Here is a 566-nt window from a genome sequence, read left to right as displayed (position 1 = left end):
CTTAGGACCGTTATAGTTACGGCCGCCGTTTACTGGGGCTTCAGTTCAAAGCTTCGCTTGCGCTAACCTCTCCCCTTAACCTTCCAGCACCGGGCAGGCGTCAGCCCCTATACTTCGCCTTGCGGCTTCGCAGAGACCTGTGTTTTTGCTAAACAGTCGCCTGGGCCTATTCACTGCGGCTTTTCCGGGCTATTCACCCTAAAAAGCACCCCTTCTCCCGAAGTTACGGGGTCATTTTGCCGAGTTCCTTAACGAGAGTTCTCTCGCTCACCTTAGGATTCTCTCCTCGCCTACCTGTGTCGGTTTGCGGTACGGGCACCTCACACCTCGCTAGAGGCTTTTCTTGGCAGTGTGGAATCAGGAACTTCGGTACTATAGTTCCCTCGCCATCACAGCTCAGCTTATATGACAACGGGATTTTCCTCGTTGTCAGCCTAACTACTTGGACGCGCTAATCCAACAGCGCGCTTACCCTATCCTTCTGCGTCCCCCCATTGCTCAAACGGTGAGGAGGTGGTACAGGAATTTCAACCTGTTGGCCATCGCCTACGCCTTTCGGCCTCGGC

The 566-nt window shown here is 54.4% G+C and carries 1 rRNA gene; it reads right to left on the bottom strand.

The features are described 5' to 3' along the window. Positions 1-566: ribosomal RNA gene (locus WQ54_RS18010) — 23S ribosomal RNA — on the bottom strand; the annotation flags it as partial.

The organism is Bacillus sp. SA1-12 (genome assembly GCF_000981385.1).
GTDB lineage: Bacteria > Bacillota > Bacilli > Bacillales > Bacillaceae > Metabacillus.
The sequence above is the reverse complement of the archived record's forward strand: the minus strand, read 5'-3'. Positions and strand labels throughout refer to the sequence as shown.